6 protein-coding genes are annotated in these 10,215 nt (G+C 57.4%); 4 read left to right on the plus strand and 2 right to left on the minus strand.

What is annotated here, in order from left to right; translation table 11 throughout:
- Positions 1-65 precede the first annotated feature (65 nt).
- Positions 66-5,105, minus strand: a complete 5,040-nt coding sequence (locus tag KJS42_RS10000; RefSeq protein WP_213622750.1) for a WIAG-tail domain — start codon at positions 5,103-5,105, stop codon at positions 66-68.
- A gap of 231 nt (positions 5,106-5,336) precedes the next feature.
- Between KJS42_RS10000 and KJS42_RS10005 the strand changes: the two genes are divergently transcribed.
- Positions 5,337-6,581, plus strand: coding sequence for an MFS transporter (locus tag KJS42_RS10005; protein ID WP_213622751.1), 1,245 nt, complete (start codon positions 5,337-5,339; stop codon positions 6,579-6,581).
- Between the two features lie 44 nt (positions 6,582-6,625).
- Here KJS42_RS10005 and KJS42_RS10010 read toward each other — a convergent pair whose 3' ends face one another.
- Positions 6,626-8,599 carry a glycoside hydrolase family 127 protein gene (locus tag KJS42_RS10010; RefSeq protein WP_244868435.1) on the minus strand — a complete coding sequence of 658 codons (1,974 nt, stop codon included), beginning with the start codon at positions 8,597-8,599 and terminating at the stop codon, positions 6,626-6,628.
- Positions 8,600-8,731: 132 nt separating this feature from the next.
- Here KJS42_RS10010 and KJS42_RS10015 point away from each other — a divergent pair, with 132 nt between their 5' ends.
- The 3 genes from KJS42_RS10015 to KJS42_RS10020 all read left to right on the plus strand — a co-directional run.
- Complete coding sequence (locus KJS42_RS10015; protein ID WP_244868436.1) at positions 8,732-9,415, plus strand: cupin domain-containing protein; 684 nt, start codon at positions 8,732-8,734, stop codon at positions 9,413-9,415.
- A 9-nt stretch (positions 9,416-9,424) separates the two neighbouring features.
- Entirely contained in the window at positions 9,425-9,613 is a 189-nt protein-coding gene (locus tag KJS42_RS23125; protein ID WP_244868437.1) for a helix-turn-helix transcriptional regulator, read from the plus strand.
- A gap of 421 nt (positions 9,614-10,034) precedes the next feature.
- A partial coding sequence (locus KJS42_RS10020; protein ID WP_213622074.1) for a helix-turn-helix domain-containing protein occupies positions 10,035-10,215 on the plus strand: 181 nt, incomplete at its 3' end.

The raw sequence follows: 10,215 nt of genomic DNA on the forward strand, positions 1-10,215 counted from the left end.
CCAAGGCGTTGCCAAAGAAAAACAACCGCCGGAGTGATCCGGCGGCTGTTGTATTCACAAACGTCCTACAGCGTATTACCGATTGCGATCCATGTCACAAATCCGTAATTGACGTTGCTCTCCTTCAGCTTGGAGATCGTGATCACGGCCGATTCGGCCGACTGCTCTTTCAGTGAAGCGGAATACGCAGCATGGTTGGTCATGGCAACAACCACATAGTTCGACGACGTGAACGGCGAATCGAAGCTAATCGTTACCGTCGTCTCCACCTCATGATGTTTCAGCAGAAACGCAACCATACCGAATTGCAGCTCCGCCGGCTGGCCCGACATCGTTTGTATCGGAGCAAAGCTTAACTGCTCCATCCCGACGGACCCCGGTTGCAGGTGGCGGGTTCCGACAGCTTCGTTGGCCAGTTGGCTGCTACCGACCGCATTCGGCGCCAGGTGAACGTTCCCGACTGCGCCCTCCTGCAGATGCTCCGTCCCAACTGCATCCTCGGCCAGCGCTCCGCCGTCCACCGCACCCGGCTGCAGATGCAGCCGACCGATAGCTGACGGCTGGATGTCTTCGGCTCCGAGGCCATCCTCGGGCAACAGCCCCTGCTGCTGAATCTCAGCAGACAAATGCCAGATATTGACGGCTTCGAGGGAGATATGGTGGGCATTCACCGACGCATCGCTAAGATGTCGGGATTCCACGCTTTCGGCTGCCAAATTTGCCCCTTGCACAACTTCTTCGCCCAAGTGCCAGCTTTGAACGGCCCCGTTCGCCAGATGCTCGCTTTGCACGGAATCCGCCTGCAGCTCGCGAGGGCCTACAACGGCTTCGCCGAGATGGCGGGCTGACACGCTGCCCTCGGCTAGCTGACCGCTTTTCACCGCGCCATTAGCCAAGTGGCGGCCTTGGACGGTTCCATTTGCCAAGTGTGCACTTTGCACGGAACCCGCTTGCAAATGACCGCTGCCAACCGCTTGTTCACCCAAGGCCACGGCGTTCACCGCTCCGGCTTGCAAATGCCGGCTTGTAATGGACGTCGGCTGTAAATCCTCCCCGCTGATGCCTTCTGCGGGCAACAGACCGCGCTGCTGCAGTTCGGCAGACAGGTGCAAGACATTCACGGATTCGGGGGCCAGATGTTGGGCTTCAACCACGGCCTTCCCTATGTGTCGGGACTCGATACTGCCCTCGGCCAAATGTCCGCCTTCCACCACGTCGCTGGCCAGGTGCCAACCCTGCACGGACGCATCCGCCAAATGACTGCTTTGCACGGAACCTTTCTGCAGATGGTTACTTCCCACCGTTTGATCACCCAGAGCCATTTCAGTAACCGCTCCGGCTTGCAAATGCCGGCTTGTGATCGATACCGACTGCAGGTCCTCTCCGCTGATGCCTTCCGCGGGCAACAGACCGTGATGCTGCAATTCGGCGGATAAATGCCAAACATTTACGGATTCGGGGGCAAGATGCTGTGTGTCGACGATGGCCTCCCCAAGGTGCTGGGACTCAACGCTCCCTTCGGCCAAATGCCCGCTTTGCACCGCCCCCTCGCCTAGGTTCCGGCCATGCACGGACGCATCCGCCAGATGGCGGTTTTGCACGGAACCGGCCTTCAGATGACCACTACCAACGACTTCCTCGCCCAACGCGATGGCATTCACCGAGCCGGCTTGCAGATGCCGGCCTGTAATGGACGCTGCCTGCAGATCCTCGCCGCTGATGCCATCAGCGGGCAACAGACCGTTTTGCTGCAGATCGGCGGACAAGTGACCCGCATTCACAGTTTCGGGCGCAAGATGGTTCGCATTGACCACGGCCTCCCCGAGGTGCCGGGACCCAATGCTGCCTTCAGCCAAATGCTCGCCTTCTACCGCGCCTTCGGTCAAGTTCCGGCTCTGCACGGAAGCATCCGCCAGGTGGCGATTATACACGGAGCCGCTCTGCAAATGGCCGCTGCTGACTGCCTGCTCACCCAGCGCTATGGCGTTAACTGCTCCAACTTGCAAATGCCGGTTGGTAATGGATGCCGGCTGTAGGGCTTCTCCGCTGATGCCGGCTACGGGCAGAAGACCGCTTTGTTGCAGCTCTGGCGACAGGTGCCGGACATTTACGGCTTCAGGAGCAAGATGACGGGCATCCACTACCGCCTCTCCAAGGTGTGGCGATTCAATACTGCCTTCGGCAAGATGCCCGCCGTGCACCGCACCTTCGGCCAAGTGCTGGCTGCGTACGGAGGCATCCGCCAGATGGTCGCTTTGCACGGAACCAGCCTGTAAATGAACGCTGCCCACCGTTTGCTCACCCAACGCTTCAGGGCCAACCGCACCGGCCTGTAAATGCCGGCTCGTGATCGATGCCGCTTGCAGAGCCTCTCCGTCGACACCAGCGGCAGGCAGCAGCCCGCTTTGCCGCAGCGCGGGCGTCATATGAGCCGCGCTGATCGTTTCAGCGGCGATATGGTAAGAGCCGATTACCGCGACTCCAAGGTGGCGATCAGTCACGCTGCCTTTGGCTAAATGCTCGCTCTGCACCGCATCTTCGGCCAAATGTCGGCTTTGAATCGCCCCATTTGCCAGATGGCCGCTCTGCACCGCATCGGCTCGAAGATGGGTGCTGTCGATCACCTGCTCACCCAGCGCTTCAGCATCAACCGCGCCGGCCTGTAAGTGCTGGCGCGTGATCGATGCCAGCTGCAGGTCCTCCCCGGTGATGCCGGCGGTGGGCAGCAGTCCGCTTTGCCGCAGTTCAGCAGACAGATGCCCGGCATCGATCGCCTCAGGCACGATATGTCGAGAATGGATGACGGCTTCACCAAGGTGGTGTTCCGTCACGCCGCCTTTAGCCAAATGCACGCTCTGTACCGCATCTTTCACCAAATGCTGGCTCTGGATCGTCCCATTCGCCAAATGTCCGCTTTGCACCGCGCCGGCTTGCAGATGCGTGCTGCCAACCACCTGCTCGCCCAGTGCCTCAGCACCGACCGCACCCGCCTGAAGATGTCGGCTTGTGATGGAGGCGGATTGCAGATCCTCCCCGGTGATGCCCTCCTCAGGCAATACCCCGTTTTGCCGCAGAGCAGCGGATAAATGATCGACATCAATCGCCTCATCCGCGATATGTCGAGATTCGATCTCGGCCTGGCCGAGATGTCGTCCCGTCACACTGCCTTCGGCCAAATGCGTGCTTTGCACCGCCCCATCGGCCAGATGGTTCGCTGTGACGGCGCCGGTAGCCAATGCTTCGGGCCCAACGGCACCCGGAGCCAAGTGCCCGGCGTCCACGGCCTGCGCCGCCAGCTTCGACCCGGTCACACTGCTTACCGCCAGCTTAGCGGCTGTCACCGCCAGATCTCCGAGCTTATCTGTCGTAACACTTTCCGGCGACAGCTTCAAGCTGGTGACTGCATGGTCCTGAAGATGCGGCGAGAAGACGACGCCAACACCCAGGTGCTCCTCCCGCACCGCCCCCGCTCCGATTTGGCTGCGGTTAATGGAACCCGTCGCCAAATGCCGGGTCTGCACGATACCTAATCCCAAATGTTCGGCTGTAATTTGCTGAGATCCAATAGCCGCTTCCGTCACCGCGCCAGGCGCGATCGCCCGAGACGTCACACTGCCTTTAGCCAGTTTGTCGGCTGTGACGCTCCCCGCCTGCAGATGATCCGCCGAAACGGCCTCTTCCGCCAGATGATCGGCAGTCACCTCGGCGAACGCCAGCTTCTCCCGTGTCACCGCGGCATCGGCCAAATGCCATTCCTGTACCGCCTCCTGCACCAGGTGTCCACTTTGCACCGCCCCTTCGGTCAGGTGCTGGCTCGTAACCGAGCCCCGGGCAAGCTGCGTCGATTGAACAGCGCCTTTAGCCAGATGTCGGGTCAGAACGGCCTCGTCGGCGATTTTCCCCGGCAGCACGCTTTGATCGGCAATTTTAGACGAGGTCACCGCCTGTTCCACGATATGCGAAGTACCCACAGACTGGTCGGCCAGCTTTGTGGAAGGAATCGCTTTGTCTGCCAGATGCCGTGCTTTAATCTCCCTGTCAGCGATATGCTCCTGCCCGATACTACCCGGCTGGATATGTTCGCTGCCTATCGCCCCTGACGCAAGATGGCGAGATTCGACCACGGCTCCGCTCAAATGAGCCGACGTGACACTCCCCATTTGCAGTTGTTCTGCACCAACGCTGGACCAGGCCAACAGCTCCCGGCCGATCAAGCCCGGAGCCAAGTGGCGCGAGATAATGACCTGATCCGCTAAATGACGGCTTTCTACCGTGCCTTCTGCCAATTTGTCCCCCGTCACGGAGCTATCGCGTAGCTTAGACGTTGTCACGGAGGCGTCCCCGAGCTTCGAGGTGTCGACCGCCCCGTTGGCCAAATGCTGTGCATTCACGGCTCCGCTGCGGATTTTATCCCCCGTCACCGCTTGGTCCTGCAGCAACTCGGCCGTCACGATCCACTCCGACAAATGACGGCTTTCCACCGCTCCCTCCGCCAGCTTCTCCCCAGTGATGACCCGATCGGCCAGCTTCTCCGGTGTAATGCTGCCGTCCACCAGCTTCTCCCCGCTAATGGAGTGGTCCCGGATCGTCCGTCCTTCGATCGAGCTGTCCACCAAGTGGCTGCCGTTCACCGACGACGGAGCGATTTTGGACGAGGTCACCGCCCGGTCTGCCAGCTTGATGTTCTCCACGGCGTAGTCGGCGATCCAAGCCGTGTCAATCGTCCCCCGCATGATCCGCGAAGCGTCGATCGCGAACGGGGCGATTTTCTCCCGGGTCACGGCTTCATCAATGATATCGTCGGTATAAATAATGCCTTGCTCCTGATTGGGTGCGGTTTTTTCGCTCAACAAATCCTGCAATGCCCGCGTCCCGTCCATACTCTCGTGCTCCGGCTCTGCCTCAATGGCAGCCGGCACCGTGGTCTCTTCGCCTTGTTCTGGCAGTGTGAGCGCTGCAGTTTCATGAAGTCGAACCCCTTCATCCCCAGATTGCGACGAAACCTTTCGTTCCTCCAACAGCGTTAATTCGTTGATTTCCGGGTTATCTACGAAATAGAGCGATTTCCTCGGTCTACTAGGTTTCGCTGGTTTTTGTCTTTTCAAGAGCCGCCCTCTCCTTTGCCAAAAGTTAATCATCTCCGGTATCATATGCGGGCAATTAGGCTCTTGTCACAACGCTTTCGAGTAGGAAATAGCCGTCCAAAGACTCGAGAAAAGATGAAATGGTTTCGCCAAATTTCTACCGTTTTTCCGCACCTGTTAGCGCGTTACAATAACCTTGGGTGTAAACATGTTGATCCATTCCCTTTGTCAAGAACCTGGAGGCCACCGAACATGGAAAACGATCTCACTTTGACCACCACTAAGTCTGCGAGCACAAGCTCTGCTCTGAATCAACACCACCGCCGCTCCTTCGCGATCATTTTAACCAGTGTCGTGCTGCTCACCTTCGGGGGGAAACTGTACGAAATCATTCTTCCGCTGATGATTTACGATATCACCCATTCCTCTGTGGCCATGTCCAGCATGAAGACCGCAGAACTGCTGCCAAATTTCTTCTTTGCCATATTCATCGGGGTCTTCGTGGACCGCGTCAACAAAAAACGATGGGTCCTCTGGATGATCGGACTCCAGGCCTTCCTGCTCCTGAGCTTCGCCCTCTTGTTTCGGAGCGGGATCCATTTGCTGCCGGTCTATTATGCGATCGGCTTCTTCCTGATGACGCTGAGTTACGGGTATTTCAACGCTGAAGTCAGCCTCATTAAGCTGAGCGTCCCGAACCAAGAGCTCACGGCCGCCAATGCCAAGCTGAGCTTTGCAGAGACTTTCGTCGGCATTATGGGACCGGCCTTGTCCGGCTTGATCTTGATGTTATCCGACGTCTCTGACGGACTGCTCATCACGTCGGCATGTTACCTGATCTGCATGGGATTGTTCACAAGACTGAAATTGACTGGGGAAAAAGAAACTCCGCGGCAAACTAAGTTCGCCGCGGAGTTTCTGGAGGGGTGGCATGCTTTTAGCGCCAATAAGCCACTCATGATGATGACGGTATTCGTTGTTTTTCTGAACTGCACCTATACCGTGATCAACACCACGGCAATTTACTTCGCCAAGGACAACCTGCGGTTGTCCTCGTCCCTGCTGGCCGTCGTACTCTCCGCTTCGGGAGCTGGAGGCCTGGCTGGAAGCCTGCTTTTGAACAAGCTTAGACAGGCCTGGGGGCTTGGCAAAGTGTTCGGCGCTTCGATCCTGCTGAACGCTGTCGCTTATTTTCTACTATTTATCATACATGGACTTGTGTCGTTTGCAGCCGCCTTATTCGTATGTGGATTTGCCGCAACCCTATACAGCGTTTCGGTGTACGCGTTCCGTCAAGAGCAGACGCCAGCCCATCTCATGGGCCGGATCACCGGAATTACCGGGACCTGCTTCCGCATCGGTATGCCGATCGCCGTCTACGCTTCCGGCTGGGTGATTGCCTGGTGGGGGGCAAGTGTCATTTTTGTGGCCTGCTCGGTATGGAATCTGGTCGCATTGGCCGTTTACGTGCGGACCCGTCTGTGGAATGTTCAATAATTAAATGGTCTGAACCACATGCGAAGAACCGCAGCATTTCCTATTTAACGCTCACGCACCCACACCGTCATTTCCCCTTCGCCGCGGTTGGCCCAGGCGTAATACGGGATGAATTTGAGCGCTGCCTTCTGTTCCGACAGTTGCGCAGACGCGCTGTACAACCCGCCGTTCCAGTCCGGCGCGGCGCGGCGAACCGCCTCAGCCTGTACGGTGACGACGCCGCCGAGCAGTCCGGCCTCGCGTTCGATCCGAAGCTCCGCCTCCCGCGGAAGTGCCAGTTCATGCAGGTTCGCGCCATTGTCGGCCTGTTCCAAGCAATATACAAGCGGGCCGCGTTGCAGAGCGACTTTCCCGGCGTTTGCCCGCACGAGCGGGTGACTGTACATGCGCGTCGCCGGCATCGCCAGCGTAAGTTCCACGATGTCCCCCTTACTCCACTGCCGCTGTAGCCGGAGATAGCCGTCCTGGAACAAACCTTCCTCCAGCGGCACGATTTCCCCATTCACTTTAAGGCTCGCTTTCGGGCACCAATCCGGCAGCCGCAGCGCGAGCGTAAAGCGGCCTTCCCCTTCCGGCTCCACTTCGAAACGCACCGTTCCGTCCCAAGGGTAGTCCGTCGTTTGCGTCAGCTTCACCTTGCCGCCGCTGGTCTGCAATTCGGCTTCCCCGCCGATATAAAGATGGGCGTACACCGTGTCCCCTTGGACCGTATACATGTATTCGCCTAATGAAGCCAACAGCCGGGCGATGTTCGGCGGGCAGCAGGCGCAACCGAACCACTCCTGGCGCACCGGTTTGACATGGTCTACCTTATGATTGGCGCCACCGCAAGCCTTCGGATCCACCTCCAGCGGATTCACGTAGAAGAAATGCTTGCCGTCCCGGGCCATTCCGCCGACGACCGTATTGTACAAGGCCCGCTCCATCACGTCGGCGTATCTTGATTCCGGCGAGATCCGCAGCATTCGCTGGGCGAAGAAGATCAGTCCGATCGACGCACAGGTCTCCGCATATACCGTGTCGTTCGGCAGGTCGTAATCAAACGAGAACGCTTCGCCTTGCGGCATCGAGCCTACCCCGCCGGTAATGTACATCTGTTTGCCGACGATATTGTCCCACAGCTTACGGCAAGCCGCCAACAGGGTCTCATCTCCAGTCAGCGCCGCTACGTCGGCCATCCCGGTCAACATGTAGAGCAGTCGAACGGCATGCCCTATTGCCGTCTCTTGTTCTTGTACCGGCTGATGCGCCTGATGGTAAGCGAGATCGACGTGTTTGGCGCTCCCAGCCCAATGCGTTTTCCCGTCCCGCTGCTTCAACTCCTCCTCGAAAAAGAAAGGCTGCTGCCCTCGCTGATCGAGAAAATATCGACTTAAGCGCAAGTACCGTTCCTCACCGGTCGCCTCGTACAGCTTCACGAGCGCCAGCTCGATTTCCTGATGGCCGTCGTAGCCGGCCAGCTTGCCGGGTTCTAGGCCAAACACACTGTCGATGTAATCCGCGAATTTCGCGACCACGTCGAGCAGCTTTCTTTTTCCCGTGGCCCGATAATAGGCAACTCCCGCTTCGATCAAATGTCCCGCACAATAGAGCTCATGGCATTCCGTCAGGTTCGTCCAGCGCTTGTCCGGCTCCTTCAGGATAAAATACGTGTTCAAATACCCGTCTTCCTGCTGGGCCATCGCGATCGTATCGATCAACCCGTCGGCAATGGCCGCCAGCTCCGGGTTTGCATCCGCTTCCAAAAGATAAGCCGCCGCTTCTAGCCATTTGGCCAAATCACTGTCCTGAAACACCAGCCCATAGAATTCGCCTTGGGACTGACCCGCGGCGATTTGAAAGTTGCGTACCGCACCGCTGGGTTCCGCACCTTCCACCCGGTCGTTTAGCGCCTCCCATTGATAAGGAACGACAACCTCCTTAACCAATTTGATATAGTAACTCCAAAACTCGTCGCGGATTTTTACCTGATTTAGCGCGATCCGCTCGGAACGCGGCATTTGCCCGGCCATATTCATCGCAAAGCGTCCTCCTCTTTTTTGAAAAATCATACTGACAAATCTCATTTTATCTCATATATTTAGATCAAAATATGAATAGCAGCAACCTCAAAGTTATAATATTTCACACTCGAAATGGAGGCGATGATCATGTCAAAACCAACGGAGCTGGTGCAGCTTACGGCTCCGCCCCTGCCCTATTTTCTCGAGTGCGGACATTCTGTATATCAGCCGGGAGACGAGCATCCCAATCGGCGGAATATCGGCATTTTCGATTGGATCGTGGTGGAGTCAGGAACGCTATTCATCGGCGAAGCCGGGCAGGCCTGGAGCCTGGGGGCAGGTCAGTCCCTGCTGCTGCTGCCCGATCGGCATCATTACGCGGTGAGACCATGCGAGGAACCCACCTCATTTTATTGGCTGCATTTCTATACGGTCTGTGCGTGGCAGCAACTCCCGGCGGAAGAAGCGGACCACCGTTATCCCGACGCGGACGAGCACTATGCCCGCTTCCTTGCCTCACCATATTCCCTACAGCTGCCGAAGGCATGGGACCTTCCCTCTCCCGACCAAACGTTCCGCTTGTTCCGGCAATTGCTGGACAGTCTGGGAGAACGTCAGTCCCGAGCGTTTTGGATAAGGCAACAGCGGTTCGAGGAGCTTCTCCATGCGATGGACCTAAGACAGCTGGAGTCACACGCCTCCCCGGTGGTTGTCGTTGCAGAAAAGGCCGAAGCTTACATCAAAAGCAATTACCGCTCGGAGCTGAACAGCGGGCAAATGTCCAGCGCGTTACATTACCACTACAACTACATCACCCGCTGCATGAAGTAGGTTTACGGCATGACCCCCAACGATTATTTGCTACATTATCGGTTGGAACAAGCCAAGCTGCTGCTGCTAAAGACGGAATGGCCCATCGCCGACATCGCCGCTTACGTTGGCTTCAACAGCACCCCGTATTTCTCGAACCGTTTTGCGCTTAAGAACGGCTGCTCACCCCGCGCGTTCCGTAAACAATACACGTCCTGAGGACGAGGGCTATGGCTGAGTGTGACGAGACTGGAGATGGCGCTTCTGGGCGAGGCTCTTCTAGGGGTAACGCGACTGGGGCGATACGAATGGAGCCGCGCTTCTGAGGGCGGAGTGACTGGGGCGATGCGAGTGTGTGTTACGGGCTAGGGATGACGCAACTGGAGGCGAGGTGACTGGGGACGGAGTGACTGGGGGGTTACGCGGCTGGGGCAGAGTGACTGGGGGCTGAGCGACTTGCATGCGTTGGTTTGCAGCCGGTCTATCCAGCATCGATCCCGTTTGCTGCACCCCGCCCGTCGCCGCTGAGCCTAACCTGAAATGTTGTAATTCCTACAACATTTCCTATAAAGCCCCCTAATCACTTTGGACACTTTCAGACTAAACAATATACAATAAATATTAGCTGGAGGTAGTCCGTATGAGAGTTCAGCATAGCAAGTTCGACGAGTTAAGAATACAGGTCGTCGAGGAGGCACTGGACAGGGGGAATGTGGCTTTAACTGCTCGCAAACATGGAATCTCCCCCTATTCCTTGTACAAGTGGGTGAAACAATATAGGGATGAGGTGGAGATAAACATGGGTAAGAAAAAGGACATAA

The sequence above is a fragment of the Paenibacillus sp. J53TS2 genome, from assembly GCF_018403305.1.
GTDB classification, from domain to species: domain Bacteria; phylum Bacillota; class Bacilli; order Paenibacillales; family Paenibacillaceae; genus Fontibacillus; species Fontibacillus rhizolycopersici.

Bases quoted from the DNA above. Each gene is read 5' to 3' on its own strand.
- KJS42_RS10010 (WP_244868435.1), bottom strand. From the start codon at position 8,599: ATGAATATGGCCGGGCAAATGCCGCGTTCCGAGCGGATCGCGCTAAAT.
- KJS42_RS10015 (WP_244868436.1), top strand. From the start codon at position 8,732: ATGTCAAAACCAACGGAGCTGGTGCAGCTTACGGCTCCGCCCCTGCCC.
- KJS42_RS10005 (WP_213622751.1), top strand. From the start codon at position 5,337: ATGGAAAACGATCTCACTTTGACCACCACTAAGTCTGCGAGCACAAGC.
- KJS42_RS23125 (WP_244868437.1), top strand. From the start codon at position 9,425: ATGACCCCCAACGATTATTTGCTACATTATCGGTTGGAACAAGCCAAG.